We start from the raw sequence: 17,894 nt of genomic DNA, 5'->3' as shown, positions 1-17,894 counted from the left end.
CCGCCCGGGGAATTCCATCATGCGGACTCCTCCCGCAGCCGGGCGATCACCGGAGCGAACGCCTCCATGTACGGCTCCAGGACGGTCAGGTACGAGAACCCGAACCGCTCCCGCTGCGCCCGCACCCGCGCCACGACCTCCTCCAGCGGGCCGGCCAGCACGACGGGCAGCGCCAGCGCGCGGTCCAGGGTCAGCCCGGGCTGCCGCTCCAGCAGCGGCTTGAGCACGGGCTCCGGGTCGTCGGTGACGGCCACCAGCTGGAGCAACAGGTTCAGCTCGGCTGGTTCCGCCCGGCCCGCCGCCAGTTCCCGGTAGCGAGCCACCCGCTCGTCCACCGCCTCCGCGTCGACGGGCTGCAGCTTCCCCGTCGTGGTGCCCGGCACCAGCCGTGCCCCGGTGAAGCCGACGACGTCCGCGTGCTCCGCGGCCAGCCGCAGCACCCGCTCGCCGTTGCCGCCGAGCAGCAGCGGCACCCGGCTCCCGGCCGGGCGGGGCACGGGGGTCCCTCCGAGATCCGCGGCACCGAGCAGCCGGTCCAGCTCCTCGACCGTGCGCCGCAGGTGGTCCACCCGCTCGCGCGGGGAGCCGTACGGCAGCCCGGCCGCCTCGTGCTCGGACTGGACGTAGCCGGTCCCCAGGCCGAGTTCGAGCCGGCCGCCGGTCAGCGCGTCCGTGGTCGCGACCTCGCGGGCCAGCAGGGTGGGATTCCAGAGACCCGCGTTCAGCACGAACGTGCCGAGCCGGGGTCGCACGGTCGCCTCGGCGGCCGCGACCAGCGCGGGGAACGGCGCGACCATCCCGAGGTGGTCGGGGACCAGGATCACGTCGTACCCCAGCTCCTCGGCGCGGCGGCACCTGGACCGCCACTCGGCGGCGGGCGACGGCGTGAGCAGGCTGACCCCGAAACGGAACGCACGCGGCATGAACTCTCCTCAACGGCAGGTGACTTGAGTCTTTCCCGGTGATTCCACCACGTCCCGCGACACGCTCGGGGGCAGGCTCCGTCGCTCAGCAGCAGGCCCTGTCACGCAGGAGCAGGCGCCTCGCGGAACGAAGATGCCGTCACTCGTGTGCGATCGCCGCCAGCACGTTCATCCGGGACGCCCGCAGCGCGGGCAGCAGGGCCGCCACGATGCCCACCACGGCCGAGCCGATCACCACCCCGACGATCGTGCCCCAGGGGATCGCGAGCGCGCTCATGCCCTGCAGGGCCAGCACCTGCTGCGTGCACACGCCCCACACCAGCCCGAGCCCCAGCCCGAGGACCGCGCCGAACACGGCGATCACCACCGACTCCAGCCGGATCATCCGCCTGAGCTGCCGCCGGCCGAGACCGATCGCGCGCAGCAGCCCGATCTCCCGGGTGCGCTCCACCACCGACAGGGCGAGGGTGTTGACCACGCCGAGCACGGCGATGACGATCGCCAGTCCGAGCAGCGCGTACACGAGGTAGAGCAGCACGGCGATCTGGTCGTGGACGAGTTTCTTGTAGTCGGCCTGGTCGCGCACCTGGACCTGCGGGTAGGGCTTCAGCGTCCGCTCCAGCCGGGAGCGCAGCTGGTCCGCGCCGGTGCCGGCGGCCTTGGCGACGTAGAGCGCGGCGTCCTGGCCGCCGGGCACGTACTTCTGCACGGTGGCGATGCCGAAGAACAGCCCGCCCTGCATGCCGAATCCACCGCTGCCGCCCTGGTCGGTGAGGGCGCCCACCGTCATCTCGGTGGTGCGGCCGCCGGGGAACTCGACGGGAAGCGTGCTGCCCAGCCGCACGTGGTGGTTCCTGGCGAAGGTGACGTCCATGCCGAGGCCGCCGTCCGCGAGGGCCGCCGCGCTGTTCCCGGCCGCGTAGGTGACATGCGCGACCTCGTCCACCTGGGCGTCGTAACCGGCGGCGGTCGTCTCCACCCGTTTGCCGTCGGGCAGGCGTACGGCCACCGGTGCGAACCGCTGCCGTACGACGAGCCGTACGCCCTCGGTGCCGCGGACCTTGTCGGTGATCTCCTTGGTGAACGGCAGGAAGTTGGTGTTCTGGACGGTGAAGTCGGCGCCCAGCGTCTTGTCGATCTGCCGGTCGAACGACGCGGACATGGAGGCGCTCGCCACCGACATCCCGCCGACCAGCGCGAGGCCCACCATCAGCGCGGCCGCGGTGGCGCCGGTACGGCGCGGATTGCGCAGGGCGTTGCGCTGGCTCATCCGGCCGACCGAGCCGAACAGCGCGGGGAAGGCCCCGCCCAGGACCCGGATCACCGGGCGTACCAGCAGCGGTCCCGCGATGACGGTCGCGATCAGCGTCAGCACCACGCCGAGGCCCAGCAGGGAGGCCGCCGAGGCGGTCTTCGTGGCCGTCGCGCACCCGGCCAGCGCGGCCGCGCCGGCCGCCCCGACCACGGATCCGACGATCGCCCGCACCTTCAGCGGTTTGCCCACGCCGGCGACTTCTGCGTCCGCGAGGGCCGCCATCGGCGAGACGGCCGCGGCGCGCCGCGCGGGCAGATACGCGGCGACGAAGGTGACGCCGACGCCGACGACGTACGCCGCGACAGGCGTTGCCCAGCCGATCACCATCTCCGTGGCCTTCAGGTTCATCCCGAACGCGCTCATCAGCCGGATCAGCCCGAACGCCAGGCCGATCCCGGCCGCGAGCCCCAGCGTGGAGCCGACCACACCGAGCAGCACCGCCTCGGTGAGCACCGATCGCCGCACTTGCCGCCGGTCGGCGCCCAGGGCCCGCAGCAGGCCCAGTTCACGGGTGCGCTGGGCGATCAGCATGGAGAAGGTGTTGACGATCAGGAAGATGCCCACGAGCACGGCGATGCCGGCGAATCCCAGCATCACGTACTTGATGACGTCCAGGAATCCGCCGAGGTCGGCCGCGGCCGACTTGGCCTGCTCGTCGGCGGTCTTCAGGTCGTAGGTGCCGGTGCCGACGGCCTCGCCGACACGGCGCTTGAGCTCCGGGTCGCTCACGCCCTTGGCCGCGTCCACCGAGATGCTGGTGGCCCGGTCGGCGGAGCCGAGCAGTTCGCGGGCGGCCACCGCGGGGTCCAGGAAGACCAGGGCCGCGCCCGGGTTGGTGGTGGTGAACGTGGCGATGCCGACGACCCGGACCCGGAAGGTGCCCGGCTGCGCCTGGACGGTCAGCGTGTCGCCGATCCGTACGTGCTTCTTGTCGGCGGTGTCCGCGTCCAGCAGCGCCTCGCCCGCACCGTTCGGCGCATGACCGGAGGTCAGCTTCACCGGGCTGCGGTGGGTGACGTACCAGGAGGTGGCGATCGTCGGGGCACCGGTGGTCGGGCCGACCGACTTGTTGTCGCTGTCGACCACCACCACGTTCTGCACCGACACGTCCGCGTGCGCCGCCGCCACCCCGTCGACCTTCGCCACCTGCTCCTTCAGGGCCGCGGGCACGGTCTGCACCGCGCCGCTGGGCACCGGGGACTTCAGGTCCTGCTTCGGCTCGACCGTCACATCGGCGGAGGTCGAGGCGAACAGCCGGTCGAAGGTCCGGGTGACGGTGTCGGAGAAGATCAGGCTGCCCGCGACGAACGCCACGGACAGGACGACCGCCAGCGCGGACAGCGCCAGCCGGCCCTTGTGTGCGAGGAAGCTCCTCAACGTCGCCTTGAGCACCGGGTCAGTCCTCCAGGGCGGTGCTGTCGTCGCCGAGCCGTCCGCGCACCACGTCGAACGCCTTCATCCGCTCCAGTACGGCATCCGCGGTCGGCCGCTCCATCCGGTCCACGATCCGTCCGTCGGCGAGGAAGAGCACGAGGTCGGAGTGGGCGGCGGCGCCCGGGTCGTGGGTGACCATCACGACGGTCTGCCCCAGGTCGTCCACGGCGCTGCGCAGGAAGCCGAGCACCTCCAGCCCCGCCCGCGAGTCCAGGTTGCCGGTCGGCTCGTCGGCGAAGATCAGCTCGGGCCGGGAGGCCAGCGCCCGTGCGCAGGCGACCCGTTGCTGCTGACCGCCCGAGAGCTGCGCCGGGCGATGGGTCAGCCGTCCGCGCAGCCCGAGGGCGTCGATGACCTGGTCCAGCCACTTCTCGTCCGGTTTCCGGCCCGCGATGTTCATGGGCAGCGTGATGTTCTCGGCCGCGTTCAGTGTCGGGATGAGGTTGAACGACTGGAACATGAACCCGATCCGGTCCCGGCGCAGCCGGGTCAGCTCGCGGTCCTTCAGGCCGGTGATCTCCGTGTCGCCGATCCAGACCTGACCGGCCGACGCGTCGTCCAGTCCGGCCAGGCAGTGCATCAGCGTGGACTTCCCCGAACCCGAGGGGCCCATCACGGCGGTGAACCGGCCGCGTGCGATGTCCACGTCGACCGAGTCCAGGGCGAGCACGGCCGTCTCGCCCGAGCCGTACGCCTTGGTCAGCCCGCGGGCGCGGGCGGCGATCCCGCCGTCCGGTGCCCGGCCCGGCGCGTACTCCGCAGCAGGTGTGGACAAGACCGCCTCCCGGTCGCCTGGACGTCCCGACTCCTGGTCGGGGCCGAGCCTAGTGTGACCCGTCGCACAGCCGGAATCCCCCCTGGGGCCGAGGACTCGGAGCCCGTGTAAGGGGCACCTTCCGTCCGGCGCCTCTTGCCGTTGCTAGCACCTCGGCGCTAGCGTCGAAGCATGGCGAAGACCCAGCTGAACGTGCGCGTGGACGAGGTCACCGCCCGCGCGGCCCGCGAGCGCGCCCTGGCCCGCGGCATGAGCGTCAACCGCTACATCGAAGAGCTGGTCAGGCAGGATGCCGGAGAGGCCGGCCGCGCCTTCGTGGACGCCGCGGCCGACTTCATGAAGCAGTACGAGTCCGTGTTCGCCGAGGAGTTCACCGAGACGCGCGGTACCGGCTCCGGCGCGGGTCGCAGCTGATCCCTTGGACGATCTCAGCATCGACCTCGCCTGGCTGCTCATGCTCGCCGAACAGAGGACGCCCGGGGATCCGCAGGTCACCGACTGGGGCGCGCTGGTCGCCGCCGTCGCCCGGCACCGGGCCGAGATATTCGGCGTGCCCGTCTACGACACCCCGTACGCCCGCGCCGCGGCCCTGCTCCAGCTGCTCATCCACGTGCCCGCGCTGGAGCGCTCCAACGCGCTGTTCGCCTCGGCCGTCGCCTACGCCTATCTGGTGGCCGGCGGCCTGAAGGTCGTCACCACACCCGAGCAGGTCCGTGACCTCGCACGCCTGGTCAAGAACGGCGAGGCGAGCATCGACGACATCGCCCGGGAACTGCGCCGCTGGAGCCTGTGATCGGAGCCGGTCCGGCTCACCGGCGCCGGTCCGGCTCGTCGGGCCGCCAGGCGGTCCCCAGCACGCAGTACGAGGCGGGCAGCTTCGGACCCTTCTCCGGCACCAGCATCCGCCGCAGCGGTCCGAGTTCGAACCCGGCCTCGCGCAGCGCGGCCACCGGCTCCCGGGACAGGTGGCAGCCGCCGTTCAGCGCCGGCCACAGCCCGCGGTCCAGGGTGCGCTGGGTCAGCGTCATCATCCGGCCGCCGCCCCGGCCGTGCTCGAAGAACCGCACCTCGCCGCCGGGCCTGAGCACCCGCCGTGCCTCGGCCAGCGCCCGGGGCACGTCCCGCACGCTGCACAGCACCAGCGACAGCACGACCGCGTCGAAGGCCTCGCTCTTGACGGGCAGCGCCTCCGCCGCCCCGGGCACCACGTCGACCGGCACCTGGGCGTGCCGCGCGGACTGCAGCGCCAACTGTCTCAGCAGCGGCTCCGGTTCGATGGCCACGACCTCCGCGACCGCCGCCGGGTAGTGCGCGAAGTTCAGCCCGTTGCCCGCGCCGATCTCGATCACCCGCCCGGACAGCCCCGCGAGCAGCCGCTCGCGCACCCCGGCCATCCCGAGCCGGGACTCCGCGGCCACACTGAACCGGGCGTAGTAACGGGCGAACAGCGGGTGGTGGACGGGACTCTGCGCCACCTTGCCGGAACCGGCCGACGACAGCCGCATGGCAACCTCCCGGACGACGGGCCTACGGAGATTGTCCCCCGTACGCCCCCGTCGCACCCCCGCCGAACGCGTCACGGCTCACGAGAGGAAGTCGTGCACCTGTTCGTAGACGCCGTGGTCGTTGTTCATGTCGGTGTGCGAGACACAGCCGACGTCGACGTTGGTCGCCCCGCTCAGCTCCGCCGAGGTGTCGGGGTTGATCGCCTCGTCGCAGTCCGACCAGTAGGCGGCGTACGCCACGCTGCCCGGCGTCTCGTCACCGGAGTTCAGCGCGGTCAGGAACGCGCTGCCGGTCTGCATCTCCTTGCACGAGGTGTAAAGCCACCCGCACAGGGAGGCGACGGAGGTGCCGTGGTTCACCCCGGCCACCGACACGAAGTGGTCGACGTACGACGTCCCGCCGAGGTTCTTCAGGTAGTAGCGGCCGCCCAGCGCGCCCATGGAGTGGACGACGATGTCGACCTTCGAGGCGCCGGTCTGCGCCAGCACGCTCTTGACCTCGGTGGCCAACTGCTGGGCGGTGGTGGCGTTGGACTGCGCCCAGTCGTACGACCAGGCGAACAGCTCCGAGGAGCTGTAGCCGTCGGCCTCGAAGTCCGCGACCCAGTCGTCCCAGCTGCTCGCCGAGCTGCTGATGCCGTGCACGAACACGATCGGATCGTGGCTCGCCGCGTGCGCGGGGGCGGCGGTGAGGGGGAGTGCCAGAAGGAGCGATGCGGTCGTCGCCGACAGTGCTGTGGCGATGCGACGCTTGTGGCGCTGCATGATGCCTCCTGAAACGGGTGGGGATGCCAGGAGTGTCGGGACGGGTCTACGCGCGCCGCATCGGTGAAGTCGCCAGTCTTTACTAATCAACTAACCCGCCAGTAACGTCGATCGTGTGGCGACTCCGGTCAACCCCCCGCCCCAGCACCGCACTTCGCCACCGCCGCTCTCCGAGGCCGTCCACGCCCGGCTCCTGCGCCTCGTGTACGACGATCCGCGCGCCGCCGCCGAGGCCGTACCGCGCCTGACCCCACGTCAGCGGGCCGGCCTGGACCCACTGCCCGTCGAACCCGCCCTCCTGGCACCACAGTTGCTGCGCACGCTGCGCCGGGAGATCCGCGCCCTGCCGGACGACACCAGGCGCCTGCTCCTCCTCGCCGCCGCCGACCAGCATCCGGTGGCCGCCCACGCCTATCTGCGCGCGGTGGCGGCGGCCCGCCTGGACACCCGCCCGACGGAAGCCGCCGAGGCGGCGGGGGTTGCCCAGGGCACGGCCGGAGGCGTCGTGTTCCGCGACGCCTGGACGAGGATCGCCGCCTACGAGGCCGCCTCCCCGGCCGATCGGCGCGAGGCCCACCGGCTGCTCGCCCGGGTGCTCGGCGGCGGCAGCGAGAGCGTCCGGCGGTCCTGGCACCGGGCGGCGGGCGCGCTGGGCCCCAGCAGACGGCTCGCGGCCGAACTGCGGACCTCCGCGGACCGCGCCCGCGTGACCGGTCAGCCGGCCCTGGCCGGGGCCCTCGCCGAACGCGCCGCCGCTCTCTGCCCCGACCCGCGCGAACAGGCCCGCCTCCTGGCCGGCGCGGCCACCGACGCCTGGCACGCGGGCCGGCCCGACCGGGCCCACCACCTCGCCTCCCGCACCGACACCCCCGCCCTCGACGGCGTCCTCGCCCTGCGGGCGGGCAACGCGGCGGAAGCCTTCGACACCCTGCTCGCGGCGGCAGCCGCCGGCAAACGCCCCGCCGAATCCGCCGAGTCACTGACCCTGGCAGCCGAAGCCGCCGTCTACACGGGCGACTTGAGACGGCTCAACGAAGCCAGCACCCTCGCCCACCGCCTGGCCCTCCCAGCTCCCGGCATCCTGCCCGGCCTCACGGCAGCGGCCGAGGGCGACTACGAGACCGCCGGCGCCCTGCTCCGGGAAACGGCGGGGCGCAGTGGGCTCGACGCCGAGCCTGCCGTCGGAAGCACCCCCGCCCTCCTCCTCCACGCCGGAATCGCCGCCCTCATGCTCGGTGATCACCCCCGTGCCGCGACCGCCACTTTGCGTGCCGCCGCCGCGGCCCGGGCCGGAGGCACACCCGTGATCGAGGCCCAGGCCCTGGAGTTCCGTGTGTACGCCGACTTCTGGACCGGACGTACCCGTGCCGCCGAGGCGGCCGCGCGGGAGGGCCTGCGGCAGGCGTACGCCACCGGGCAGGACAACGGGGCCTGTCATCTGCGAGCCGCCCTCGCCATGTTCGCGGCGGTCACCGGGGAGGAGGAAGGCTGCCGTGCGCATGCGGCGGCCGCACGTTCGCACGCCCTCGCCCGTGGTCTCGGCCTGCCCGCCGCGCTCGCCCAATGGGCGCTGGCCTTCCTCGACCTCACCACCGGCCGTTTCCCCGCAGCGGCGGCCAGGCTGCGCGCCCTCGCCGGATCCGGCCCAGGGCACGGCCACCGCGCCATCCGGCACCTGGCCACCCCGCACTACGTGGAGGCCGCCGTCCGCACCGGCGACACCCGGGTGGCCCGTGCCGCCCATGCCGACTACGACCGCTGGGCCAGGGCCGTGGGCAGCCCCGACGACCTCGCCCTCAGCGCCCGCTGCCGGGCCCTGCTCGTACCCGGCACCGAGGCGGTGGAGCACTACCGGACCGCCCTCGACCTGCACGCCCGGGGCACCCGCGACCTCGAACGCGCCCGCACCGAGCTGCTGTGCGCGAGCGCCCTGCGCAGACTGCGCCGCCGCGCCGAGGCCCGCGACCGGCTGCACAGCGCCCTGGAGGCCTTCGACTCCTTCGGCGCACCGCACTGCGCGGCCCAGGCCCGGGCCGAACTCCGCGCCCTCGGCACCCCGGCGTCCGCACCCGCTGCGACCGACCCGGCCGCCCTGCTCACCGCCCAGCAGCTGACCGTGGCCCGCATGGCCGCGGAGGGCGCCACCAACCGCGAGATCGCCGACCGGCTCGCCCTCAGTCCCCGCACCATCGACCACCACCTGCGCGGAGTCTTCGCCCGCCTGGGCATCCGCTCACGGATCGAACTGGTACGCCTCCTCGACGGCTCCACGGGTATCGACTAGGAGCTGTCCGGCGGATCGGGCCTGCTCCAGCCGACGGCGTCTCATCCGTACGACTGGGCGTGGCCGTCGGGGCGCCCCGCTCGAGCGGTTTCGAGCGTCCCGGGCCTCGCGACTCCGGCCCGATCCACCGGACACGCCTAGGGCGCCTCCCGGATCCGGAACGCCTCCGCGTCCCACGTCCCGTACAGGCGCGGGGCCAGCCACCGCGGTGCCGCCGTGCGGAAGTCGGCGGGCGGGAGTGCCCCAGCCCCTGCGGGCAGTGCGCCGAGCAGCGGGGCGGCGGCCACCTCGGGCAGGTCCATGACGTTGCAACGGCAGGCGAGGTCGGGGGCGTCGGGCCAGCTGCCGATCACCACGCCGGCCAGCTCCAGCTCGCGCGAGCTCAGTTCACGGGCCGTCAGTTCCGTGGTGTTCAGTGTGCCGAGCCCGGCGGAGGCCACGACCAGCACCGGCGCGTTCAGCAGCCGGGCGGCGTCCGCCAGCGTCCCGCCCGCCGCGTCGAACCGTACGAGCAGCCCGCCCGCCCCCTCGACCAGCACCAGATCGTGCTCGGTGGCGAGCTTGGCCGCGGCCTCGGCCACCTCGTACGGATGCACCGGGGCCATCCCGGCGCGCCGGGCCGCGGTACCCGGAGCCAACGGCTCGGGGTACCGCGCGAGTTCGGCGGCCGTGACGGGCCCGGCGAGCCGGGTGACCTCGTCCGCGTCGCCGCGCTCGTCCGGCCGTACTCCCGTCTGCGCGGCCTTCAGCACGGCCACCGACTGCCCGGTCGCGAGCGCCGCGGCGGCGACGGCCGCGGTCGTGACCGTCTTGCCGACCTCCGTACCCGTGCCCGTGATCACCAGTACCGGCATCTCATCCCTCCCGCGCCGCGGCGCACACACCGCGCGCGATCCGTGCCACGTCCGCGTCGTCCGTGACGTACGGCGGCATCGTGTAGATCAGGTCGCGGAACGGGCGCAGCCACACGCCCTCCCGCACCGCGGCCCGGGTGGCCGCGGCCATGTCCACCTCGTGGTCCAGCTGGACCACCCCGATGGCGCCGAGGACGCGGACGTCCTTGACGCCGGGCAGGTCGGCGGCCGGAGCGAGACCCGCGCGCAGGCCCGCCTCGATCCGCCCGACCGCAGACCGCCAGTCCTGCCCGAGCAGCAGCTCGATGGAGGCACAGGCCACGGCCGCCGCCAGCGGATTGCCCATGAAGGTCGGCCCGTGGGCGAGCACCGGCACCTCACCCTGCGAGATGCCGTCCGCGACCCGGGCGGTGCACAGCGTCGCCGCCATCGTCAGATAGCCGCCGGTCAGCGCCTTGCCCACGCACATCACATCCGGGGTGACACCCGCGTGCTCCGCCGCGAACAGCGCACCCGTGCGGCCGAACCCGGTGGCGATCTCGTCGAACACCAGCAGCACGTCGTGCGCGTCGCACGCCTCGCGCAGCACCCGCAGATACGCGGGGGAGTGGAACCGCATCCCACCCGCACCCTGCACCACCGGCTCCACGATCACCGCGGCCAGCTCGTCGGCGTGCCGCTCGATCGCCGTGCGCAACTCCTGCGCGTACGACTCCTCGTACTCGGCCGGAGGCGGGCCCACGAACACCTGGCGCTGGAGCACGCCGGTCCACAGCTCGTGCATCCCGCCCTCGGGGTCGCACACCGACATCGGCTGCCAGGTGTCGCCGTGGTAGCCGCCCCGCCAGGTCAGCAGCCGCTGCTTGCCGGGGCGGCCGAGCGAGCGCCAGTACTGCAGGCACATCTTCACGGCGACCTCGACCGACACCGACCCGGAGTCGGCCAGGAACACATGCTCCAGGCCGTCCGGTGACATGTCGACAAGGAGCTTCGCCAGCCGTACCGCGGGCTCGTGCGTGAGCCCGCCGAACATCACATGGCTCATCCGCCCCAGCTGCTCGCGCACCGCCTCGTTGAGGACCGGGTGGTTGTAGCCGTGGATCGCCGACCACCACGAGGACATGCCGTCGACGAGCTCGCCCGTGCCGTCCGCCCGCCGCAGCCGGACCCCGCTCGCCGACTCCACGACGAGCGGATCGACACGCCCGGGCATCGGACCGTACGGATGCCATACGTGCCGGCGGTCCAGCTCCAGCAGCTCGGCCACGCTCAGGCCGGACGGGTCAGGCATTGGGCGCGAGGTCCGTTCCGGCACCCCGGCGGCGGACGGCGACCAGGTCGGTGCGCGGCTCGTTCGTGGCCGGCACGGACGCCGTACCGCACACGTCCGCTCCTTCGTGCGAACCGCAGACGGATCCGCACCCGGCCTCGCCGTGCGACCCGCAGCCCGCGTCGGCGTGCGACCCGCAGCCGCCCCCGGCGACCGTCGCCCGGTGCTCCGGCAGCGTCACCTCGCCGGCGCCCTCCACCTCGAACCCGGCGTCCGCGATCATCTCCAGGTCGGCCCTGCCGGCCTGACCCTCGCTGGTCAGGTAGTCGCCGAGGAAGATGGAGTTGGCCAGGTTCAGCGCGAGCGGCTGCATCGTGCGCAGGTGGACCTCGCGGCCGCCCGCGATGCGCACCTCGACGTCGGGGCAGACGAAGCGGACCATCGCGAGGATGCGCAGGCAGCGCTGCGGGGTGAGGTTCCACTCCGCGGAGAGCGGGGTGCCCTCCATCGGGATGAGGAAGTTCACCGGAACGGAGTCGGGGTCCAGCTCGCGCAGCGACAGGACCACGTCCACCAGGTCCTCGTCGGTCTCGCCCATACCGGCGATGAGACCCGAGCAGGCGGACAGTCCGGCGGCGTGCGCCTTCTGCACCGTGTCCACCCGGTCGGCGTACGTGTGGGTGGTGGTGATGTCCCCGTACGTGGCCTCGGAGGTGTTCAGGTTGTGGTTGTAGGCGTCCGCGCCCGCCTCGCGCAGTCGTTCGGCCTGGCCGTCGGAGAGCAGGCCGAGGCAGGCGCACACCTCGACGTCCTCGTTCTGGCCCTTGATGGCCTTGATGGTCTCGGAGACCCGGTCCACGTCCCGGTCCGTCGGGCCGCGGCCGCTGGCCACCAGGCAGACGCGCTTGGCGCCTCCGGCCAGGCCCGCCGCGGCGGCCTGGGTGGCCTGGTCGGGCTTGAGCCAGGTGTACTTGAGGATGTCGGCCTTGGAGCCGAGTCGCTGGGAGCAGTAGGAGCAGTCCTCCGGGCACAGCCCGGACTTCAGGTTGACCAGGTAGTTGAGTTTCACGCGCCGGCCGAACCAGTGCCGGCGCACCTTGCCGGCCGCGGCCACCACATCGAGCAGGTCGTCGTCGGAGGTGGCGAGCACGGCGAGTGCTTCCTCACGGGTCGGCAGCTCGCGCCGCAGCCCCTTGTCCACCAGCGTGTTCAGCAGGTCCATGAGGCCCGATCCTGTCCTACGGGACCGCTTCGGGCCAAGGAGAGTTTGCACAACGAAGGCGGATCACCGTGTGGGTATTGCCACACCCTGGGTGGTCGGCCGTGCCGCTAGGGTCTGTCCGCTACCTACAAAAGCCCCGGAGGACCCATGGCGTTCGGCTGGATCGACGAGCAGGCCGAGGCGCGCCGCCGCGCCGGACTCGTACGGACCCTGCGCCCGCGCCCCGCCGACTCGCCGCTGCTGGACCTGGCGAGCAACGACTATCTGGGCCTCGCCCACCACCCCGAGGTCGTCGAAGGGGCGGCCCGGGCCGCCCGGACCTGGGGCGGCGGCTCCACCGGCTCCCGGCTGGTCACCGGCACCACCGAGCTGCACACCGAGCTGGAGCGCGAACTGGCCGACTTCTGCGGGTTCGAGGCGGCTCTCGTGTTTTCATCCGGTTATGCCGCGAACCTGGCCGCGGTCACCGCGCTCGGCCCGCACGGCTCCCTGATCCTGTCCGACGCGGGCAACCACGCCTCGCTCATCGACGGCTGCCGGCTCGCCCGGGGCACCACGCAGGTGGTCGGGCACGCCGACCCGGAGGCCGTGGACAAGGCGCTGGGCACGCACGGGGGAGAGGCGATCGTCGTCTCCGACACCGTGTTCTCCGTCGACGGGGACGCGGCCCCGCTGGCGGCGCTGGCCGAGGCGTGCCGGGAGCACGGCGCGGGGCTGGTCGTGGACGACGCCCACGGTCTCGGTGTGCTGGGCGACGGTGGCCGGGGCGCCCCGCACGCGGCCGGTCTCGCGGGCGCGGCGGACGTGGTCGTCACGGCCACGCTGTCCAAGTCGCTGGGCAGCCAGGGCGGGGTGGTGCTGGGTCCGGCCCGGGTGATCGACCATCTGGTCAACGCGGCCCGGACGTTCATCTTCGACACGGGTCTGGCCCCCGCGGCCGCGGGGGCGGCGTTGGCGGCGCTGCGGCTGCTGCGGCGCGAACCGGCGCGGGCGGACCGGGCCCGTGCGGTCGCCGCCGAACTGCACGCACGCCTGACCGCCGCGGGTCTGGAAGCGGTGCGTCCGGACGCCGCGGTGGTCTCGGTGCGGGCTCCGTCCCCGGAGCAGGCCGTGCGCTGGGCGGCCGACTGCCGTACGGCAGGCCTGGCCGTGGGCTGCTTCCGTCCTCCTTCCGTGCCCGACGGCATCTCACGGCTGAGGCTGACCGCCCGCGCGGACCTCTCCGGGGCCGAGATCGAACGCGCTGTACGTGTGATCGGCGAGACGCGACCATGAGTCGGCGTGACACGGCCGGGCATCGCACGAAAGTGATCGGATCTGATCAGTAGGAGTCGGTCGGGTCGAGTGGGAACGGGATCATCGGAGCGCGGTCACGAAGCCCGCCCAGCTCCCGGGGGAGAAGAGCAGCGCGGGTCCGGCCGGCTTCTTGGAGTCGCGCACGGCGAGCAGCCCGGCCCAGTGGCCGGAGCGCGGCCGGGCCGTCTCCACGCAGTTGTTGGCTCCCGTGCTGTAGCTGCTGCGCAGCCAGCGCACGTCGTGCAGATCGGTACTGGCAGGGACGTTCTGAGGCAGTGCTGACATGGTGCCTCCTTACGCGCCGTCGCCTATCCCGGCGATGTAATCCAACGAGTCCTCGGGTGAAAGGGCGTGGATCTGGAGGTTGTTGAAGGCCTCCAGGTAAGCCCTGAGGTCTTCTTTCCGTTCCAGGTAGAGGCTACTCGTCAACTGGTCGAGAACAACCACATCCAGATCAGAAGTGCTCTGAAATGAGAAAATAACGAAAGGACCCGTGAGGCCGACATGCGCACCGGCGGCGAACGGGAGCACCTGGAGGCGCACTTGGGGCAGGCGGGCGCACTCGACCAGCCGGGCCAGCTGCCGCGCCATGACCTCCGGCCCGCCGATCTCGCGCCTGAGTACCGCCTCGTCCAGTACGGCGCTCAGCTCCAGCGGTGGATCGGAGCGCAGCACGTCCTGCCTGGCCAGCCGCACCTCCACCAGTGCGTCCAGCCGCTCCTCGTCCACCCCGTCCAGGGCCGCCCGGGTGACCGCGTGAGCGTATTCGGGCGTCTGCAGAAGGCCGGGAACCACCGTGGTCTCCAGGGTGCGCATCCCGGTCGCCTGTGACTCCAGGCTGATGAAATCGCGGTAGGTGGGCGGTAGGATGCCGCGGTAGGCGTGCCACCAGCGGCTGCGGCCGCCCGCCTCCTCCGACCCCGCCAACATCAGCAGCAGCTCACGCAGTTGGCCGTCCCGTTCCCCGTAGGCGTCGAGGAGTAACCGCACGTCGGCCGGTTTCACCCCGCTGGCGCCGGTTTCGATGCGGCTCACCTTCGACTGGTGCCAACCCACGAGACGGGCCGCCTCACCGCTGGTGAGTCCCGCCCCGGTGCGCAGTGCACGCAGTTCGGCGCCCAGTTTGCGACGCCGCACCGCGGGACCGTTCTGCATGGGTCACTCCTTACTCCTTCCGAGCCGCCCAAATACGGTCTCGCGTCGCAGAGTTCACCGCTTTGAGCGACAGATATATGCATATCCTGGTGGATCGCTCCCCTGACCGGCCCGGTGATGGCAGTCTGGCGAACAAGCACCATTCCGGGACCGTACTCGAACCATCCGCTCCTCGTCGGACTGCGGTCCCGTGGGAAAGGGACGACGTCGCCATGGCAGACCATCTGGAAGCATCCGTCACTCTGCCGAGCGATCCCGCCTCGGTCTCCGCGGCCCGCTCCTACGTGGTGGGAACCCTCGAGGAGTGGGGCCTGCCGTCGGACACCGAAGCGGCCGACACCGTGCGGCTCATCGTCTCCGAGCTGGCCACCAATGCCGTACAGCACACCTTCGGACAGTCACCCACCTTCACGGTCGACATCGCGCTGGACCGTGACGAACATCTGCGCATCGGCGTCACGGACAGTCATCCGCGCTTTCCGAAGAGACTGCCCGCCGCCGTCCAGCAGGACAACGGGCGCGGCATGGTCATCATCCGCTGGCTCACCGCCGAGTGCGGCGGCAAGGTCCGAGTCCGCCCCACCCGCGAGGGCGGCAAGACGGTCTGCATCGAACTCCCCTGGACCATCCCGGCCGAGCCGGTCACGGCAGGACAGCCGGAGCTCTAGCCGGTCCCCGTCCGCCCCTGCTGAACCGCTTCGACGAGCAGGCGGCCAACCCCACTCGGCCGGGCGACGGTTCACCCGGACGGCCACTCACGCACCGGCGTCTGCCGTGCGCGGCCGAACGCCCCGTGCAGCAGGGCCCGGAACGCCTCCGCCGCCGGAGCGACCTCGTCGGGCCGGAAGGCGACCGAGATCGTACGGCGCAGCCGTCCCGCCTCCAGCGGCCGCACCCCGACCGGAGTCACCGCGGTCCGCGCCACCATCTCCGGTACGACGGCCACCCCGAGCCCCGCGCTGACCAGCGCGCACACCACGGCGTACCCGGGGGTCGGCACCAGCAGCGCAGGAGTGGCGCCCGCCTCGGCGAGCAGGGCCTCCACCTCCCGCCGGGCCGGATGGTGCGGGGCCATGCTGATCAGCGGCTGTCCGGCCAGCTGCTCCAGCGGCAGCCGCGACGAGGCGCTGCTCAGCGCATGACCCGGCGCTGTCACCAGCACCAGCTCCTCCACCAGGACCGGCTCCAGGCCGACCGAGGCAGGCGCCGGAGGGGCGTCGCCCGGGTGGTAGGCGTGGGTCAGCGCCAGATCCACCTCACCGGCCGCCACCGCAGCGACCCCGGCCGGCGGGTCGTAGTCGGCGACCGACAGCTCGACGTCCGGGTGTGCCCGGCGGAACGCGCTCAGTGCCGGCGGCAGCAGATGGACGCCCGCGGTCGGGAAGGTGCCGAGCCGCAGCACCCCGCCCGACAGGCCGGTCAGCCGGGCCAGTTCGTGCCGGGCCTTCTCCAGCTCGTCCAGCACCCTCCGGGCCCGCGCCACCAGCACCTCGCCCGCCTCGGTCAGCCGGGCCCCGCGGTGATGCCGCACGAGCAGCGCCGTGCCCGCCTCCCGCTCCAGCTTGGCCAGCTGCTGGGAGAGCGCGGGCGGCGTGTAGCCGAGCCGGTCGGCGGCCCGTGTGATGGAGCCCGCCTCCGCCACGGCAACCAGCGCGGCCAGCCGCGTGGGGTCGTACATGGGACCAGCCTAAAGCAGTGCTTAAGGCTGACCCTGCTCATTCGAAATACCTGCTGAAGGCTCCATCCGTGCACGCTGGCCGTATGGACGCACAGCTCATCGCCTTCACCGGAATCGCCGCCGGCCTCGTCGCCATGCCGGGCGCCGACTTCACGGTGGTCGTACGCAACGCCCTGGTCTCCCGCCGCGCCGGCGCGGTCTGCGGGCTCGGCATCGCGGGCGGCCTCCTGGTGCACACCACGCTGGCGGTGGCCGGAGTCGCGGCCGTGCTGGTCGCCGTACCCGCGCTCTTCCGCGCGCTGCAGCTGCTGGGCGGCGCCTATGTGATGCAGCTCGGCGTGCGGACGCTGTGGTCGCTGCGGCGGCCCGCCGTCGCCTCCGTCGAGGCGGCACCGTCGGCCGCGCACCCGCTGCGGCAGGGCTTCGTCACCAACGTCCTCAACCCGAAGGCCTCGCTGACCTTCCTCAGCCTGCTGCCCCAGTTCGTGCCGTCCGGCGACTCCGCGCTGCCCAGGACGCTGCTGCTCGCGCTGATCGTCTGCACGCTGGCGCTGGCCTGGTTCCAGGCGGTGGCCCTGCTGGTGGACCGCCTCGGCAGGTGGCTGCGCCGGCCCCGGGCCGCCCGCATACTGCAGACGGGCACCGGGGCGGCGCTCACGGTGCTCGGAGCGGCCCTGCTCCTGGAGCCGCTCCTGCCCTGAGCCCGGGTCAGCTGACCCGGCCGTACCAGACGCTCCTGCTCCAGATCTTCTCCAGCCGCACCACGGCCCCGGTCTTCGGCGCGTGCCAGATCTTGCCCTTCCCGGCGTAGATGCCGACGTGGTAGACGCTGGAACCCGAGTGGAAGAACACCAGGTCGCCGGCCTTGCGGTTACTGGCCGAGATGTGGTGCGTCTTGTTGTACTGCTGGGCGGCCGTGCGCGGCAGCTTCTTGCCCGCCTTCTTGAACGAGTAGAGGGTCAGCCCCGAGCAGTCGAAGCGACGCGGCCCGGTGGCCCCCCATGCGTACGGGGCACCCTTCTTGGAGGCCGCGACCTGGAGTGCCTTCGCCGCCGTGCTGGCGGCCGAGGCGTCGGTGGCGAGGCCCGGGACCACGATCGAGCCGCCCACGGCGGCGAGCGTGAGAGCCGAGGCCGTACCGGCCCGGGCCATGAGCGACGGGACACGATTGAGCGCAGTCATGCGCAACCCTTCGTCAGCCGCCTGTGAAGGATGACCTGTCGGATTCGGGCTGGCGAAGTTGCCCGGCCGCGTTGTCGCGGCTTCACCCCAAGGGCTGCTCGGTGCGGGCGCCCGTCTGTGCGACGAACGTCCGTTCCGGCGACCCGTCTTGCCTGGGTCCTCCACTCCTGCCGATCCACTCCTGTCGACCGGTCATCCAGGGCGGCGGCAGGACTCGGCGTCCGCCCGGATCGCCC

General features: G+C 72.7%; 18 protein-coding genes and 1 riboswitch. Of the genes, 6 read left to right on the top strand and 12 right to left on the bottom strand.

Annotated features, from left to right (window positions below):
- Positions 1–17: 17 nt before the first annotated feature.
- From ACIF83_RS31080 to ACIF83_RS31070, 3 genes are all read right to left on the bottom strand, one after another.
- Positions 18–923 (bottom strand): LLM class F420-dependent oxidoreductase, encoded by a 906-nt coding sequence (locus ACIF83_RS31080; protein WP_393482270.1) that lies wholly within the window; start codon positions 921–923, stop codon positions 18–20.
- 139 nt (positions 924–1,062) lie between these two features.
- Positions 1,063–3,630 carry an ABC transporter permease gene (locus ACIF83_RS31075; RefSeq protein WP_399731863.1) on the bottom strand — a complete coding sequence of 856 codons (2,568 nt, stop codon included), beginning with the start codon at positions 3,628–3,630 and terminating at the stop codon, positions 1,063–1,065.
- A gap of 4 nt (positions 3,631–3,634) precedes the next feature.
- The gene (locus tag ACIF83_RS31070; RefSeq protein ID WP_393482264.1) at positions 3,635–4,447 is read right to left on the bottom strand and encodes an ABC transporter ATP-binding protein; all 813 of its coding nucleotides are present in this window, start codon (positions 4,445–4,447) and stop codon (positions 3,635–3,637) included.
- Between the two features lie 171 nt (positions 4,448–4,618).
- Here ACIF83_RS31070 and ACIF83_RS31065 point away from each other — a divergent pair, with 171 nt between their 5' ends.
- Entirely contained in the window at positions 4,619–4,861 is a 243-nt protein-coding gene (locus ACIF83_RS31065; RefSeq protein WP_393482261.1) for a toxin-antitoxin system HicB family antitoxin, read from the top strand.
- 4 nt (positions 4,862–4,865) lie between these two features.
- The gene (locus tag ACIF83_RS31060; protein ID WP_393482258.1) at positions 4,866–5,240 is read left to right on the top strand and encodes a fic family toxin-antitoxin system, toxin component; all 375 of its coding nucleotides are present in this window, start codon (positions 4,866–4,868) and stop codon (positions 5,238–5,240) included.
- A gap of 16 nt (positions 5,241–5,256) precedes the next feature.
- Here the strand turns inward: ACIF83_RS31060 and ACIF83_RS31055 are convergent, their stop codons facing one another.
- The gene (locus ACIF83_RS31055; protein WP_399731859.1) at positions 5,257–5,952 is read right to left on the bottom strand and encodes a class I SAM-dependent methyltransferase; all 696 of its coding nucleotides are present in this window, start codon (positions 5,950–5,952) and stop codon (positions 5,257–5,259) included.
- A 78-nt stretch (positions 5,953–6,030) separates the two neighbouring features.
- Positions 6,031–6,717, bottom strand: a complete 687-nt coding sequence (locus ACIF83_RS31050; protein WP_398139631.1) for an esterase/lipase family protein — start codon at positions 6,715–6,717, stop codon at positions 6,031–6,033.
- A 115-nt stretch (positions 6,718–6,832) separates the two neighbouring features.
- On the opposite strand from ACIF83_RS31050, the gene ACIF83_RS31045 reads away from it, so the two are divergent.
- Positions 6,833–9,001 carry a LuxR C-terminal-related transcriptional regulator gene (locus ACIF83_RS31045; protein ID WP_399731856.1) on the top strand — a complete coding sequence of 723 codons (2,169 nt, stop codon included), beginning with the start codon at positions 6,833–6,835 and terminating at the stop codon, positions 8,999–9,001.
- Between the two features lie 137 nt (positions 9,002–9,138).
- Here the strand turns inward: ACIF83_RS31045 and bioD are convergent, their stop codons facing one another.
- Genes bioD through bioB form a run of 3 tightly spaced genes read right to left on the bottom strand, consistent with a single transcriptional unit; the run spans position 9,139 to position 12,347 of the window.
- The gene (gene bioD / locus ACIF83_RS31040) at positions 9,139–9,855 is read right to left on the bottom strand and encodes a dethiobiotin synthase (protein WP_393484431.1); all 717 of its coding nucleotides are present in this window, start codon (positions 9,853–9,855) and stop codon (positions 9,139–9,141) included.
- Between the two features lies 1 nt (position 9,856).
- Positions 9,857–11,146, bottom strand: a complete 1,290-nt coding sequence (locus ACIF83_RS31035) for an adenosylmethionine--8-amino-7-oxononanoate transaminase (RefSeq protein WP_398139629.1) — start codon at positions 11,144–11,146, stop codon at positions 9,857–9,859.
- A complete protein-coding gene (bioB, locus tag ACIF83_RS31030; RefSeq protein WP_393484427.1) occupies positions 11,139–12,347 on the bottom strand; it encodes a biotin synthase BioB in 1,209 nt (402 codons plus the stop codon). The genes ACIF83_RS31035 and bioB overlap by 8 nt, the downstream gene beginning before the upstream one ends.
- Before the next feature lie 147 nt (positions 12,348–12,494).
- On the opposite strand from bioB, the gene ACIF83_RS31025 reads away from it, so the two are divergent.
- A complete protein-coding gene (locus ACIF83_RS31025; RefSeq protein WP_399731851.1) occupies positions 12,495–13,622 on the top strand; it encodes an 8-amino-7-oxononanoate synthase in 1,128 nt (375 codons plus the stop codon).
- Between the two features lie 81 nt (positions 13,623–13,703).
- Here ACIF83_RS31025 and ACIF83_RS31020 read toward each other — a convergent pair whose 3' ends face one another.
- Together ACIF83_RS31020 and ACIF83_RS31015 are read right to left on the bottom strand one after the other, a co-directional pair.
- Positions 13,704–13,928 carry a DUF397 domain-containing protein gene (locus ACIF83_RS31020; protein ID WP_393484424.1) on the bottom strand — a complete coding sequence of 75 codons (225 nt, stop codon included), beginning with the start codon at positions 13,926–13,928 and terminating at the stop codon, positions 13,704–13,706.
- 9 nt (positions 13,929–13,937) lie between these two features.
- A complete protein-coding gene (locus ACIF83_RS31015; protein WP_393484422.1) occupies positions 13,938–14,798 on the bottom strand; it encodes a helix-turn-helix domain-containing protein in 861 nt (286 codons plus the stop codon).
- 212 nt (positions 14,799–15,010) lie between these two features.
- On the opposite strand from ACIF83_RS31015, the gene ACIF83_RS31010 reads away from it, so the two are divergent.
- Complete coding sequence (locus tag ACIF83_RS31010; protein WP_393484420.1) at positions 15,011–15,466, top strand: ATP-binding protein; 456 nt, start codon at positions 15,011–15,013, stop codon at positions 15,464–15,466.
- 71 nt (positions 15,467–15,537) lie between these two features.
- On the opposite strand, the gene ACIF83_RS31005 is transcribed toward ACIF83_RS31010, so the two are convergent.
- Positions 15,538–16,476, bottom strand: a complete 939-nt coding sequence (locus tag ACIF83_RS31005) for a LysR family transcriptional regulator (RefSeq protein ID WP_399731848.1) — start codon at positions 16,474–16,476, stop codon at positions 15,538–15,540.
- Positions 16,477–16,559: 83 nt separating this feature from the next.
- Here ACIF83_RS31005 and ACIF83_RS31000 point away from each other — a divergent pair, with 83 nt between their 5' ends.
- Complete coding sequence (locus ACIF83_RS31000) at positions 16,560–17,177, top strand: LysE family translocator (protein ID WP_393484417.1); 618 nt, start codon at positions 16,560–16,562, stop codon at positions 17,175–17,177.
- Between the two features lie 7 nt (positions 17,178–17,184).
- On the opposite strand, the gene ACIF83_RS30995 is transcribed toward ACIF83_RS31000, so the two are convergent.
- Entirely contained in the window at positions 17,185–17,658 is a 474-nt protein-coding gene (locus ACIF83_RS30995) for a C40 family peptidase (RefSeq protein ID WP_393484415.1), read from the bottom strand.
- 3 nt (positions 17,659–17,661) lie between these two features.
- A riboswitch (cyclic di-AMP (ydaO/yuaA leader) is annotated at positions 17,662–17,878 on the bottom strand.
- Between the last annotated feature and the right edge of the window lie 16 nt (positions 17,879–17,894).

Origin of the sequence: Streptomyces sp. NPDC085866 (genome assembly GCF_044541035.1) — a bacterium.
Lineage (GTDB): Bacteria > Actinomycetota > Actinomycetes > Streptomycetales > Streptomycetaceae > Streptomyces.
Note: the sequence above shows the minus strand (reverse complement) of the source record. Positions and strands in the feature narration are given on the sequence as shown.

Excerpts from the sequence above, each read along its gene's own strand:
- ACIF83_RS31050 (WP_398139631.1), bottom strand. The coding sequence starts at position 6,717 with ATGCAGCGCCACAAGCGTCGCATCGCCACAGCACTGTCGGCGACGACC.
- ACIF83_RS31035 (WP_398139629.1), bottom strand. The coding sequence starts at position 11,146 with ATGCCTGACCCGTCCGGCCTGAGCGTGGCCGAGCTGCTGGAGCTGGAC.
- ACIF83_RS31065 (WP_393482261.1), top strand. The coding sequence starts at position 4,619 with ATGGCGAAGACCCAGCTGAACGTGCGCGTGGACGAGGTCACCGCCCGC.
- ACIF83_RS31055 (WP_399731859.1), bottom strand. The coding sequence starts at position 5,952 with ATGCGGCTGTCGTCGGCCGGTTCCGGCAAGGTGGCGCAGAGTCCCGTC.
- bioD (WP_393484431.1), bottom strand. The coding sequence starts at position 9,855 with ATGCCGGTACTGGTGATCACGGGCACGGGTACGGAGGTCGGCAAGACG.
- ACIF83_RS31020 (WP_393484424.1), bottom strand. The coding sequence starts at position 13,928 with ATGTCAGCACTGCCTCAGAACGTCCCTGCCAGTACCGATCTGCACGAC.
- bioB (WP_393484427.1), bottom strand. The coding sequence starts at position 12,347 with ATGGACCTGCTGAACACGCTGGTGGACAAGGGGCTGCGGCGCGAGCTG.
- ACIF83_RS31025 (WP_399731851.1), top strand. The coding sequence starts at position 12,495 with ATGGCGTTCGGCTGGATCGACGAGCAGGCCGAGGCGCGCCGCCGCGCC.
- ACIF83_RS31080 (WP_393482270.1), bottom strand. The coding sequence starts at position 923 with ATGCCGCGTGCGTTCCGTTTCGGGGTCAGCCTGCTCACGCCGTCGCCC.
- ACIF83_RS30995 (WP_393484415.1), bottom strand. The coding sequence starts at position 17,658 with ATGACTGCGCTCAATCGTGTCCCGTCGCTCATGGCCCGGGCCGGTACG.
- ACIF83_RS31000 (WP_393484417.1), top strand. The coding sequence starts at position 16,560 with ATGGACGCACAGCTCATCGCCTTCACCGGAATCGCCGCCGGCCTCGTC.
- ACIF83_RS31010 (WP_393484420.1), top strand. The coding sequence starts at position 15,011 with ATGGCAGACCATCTGGAAGCATCCGTCACTCTGCCGAGCGATCCCGCC.
- ACIF83_RS31005 (WP_399731848.1), bottom strand. The coding sequence starts at position 16,476 with ATGTACGACCCCACGCGGCTGGCCGCGCTGGTTGCCGTGGCGGAGGCG.
- ACIF83_RS31015 (WP_393484422.1), bottom strand. The coding sequence starts at position 14,798 with ATGCAGAACGGTCCCGCGGTGCGGCGTCGCAAACTGGGCGCCGAACTG.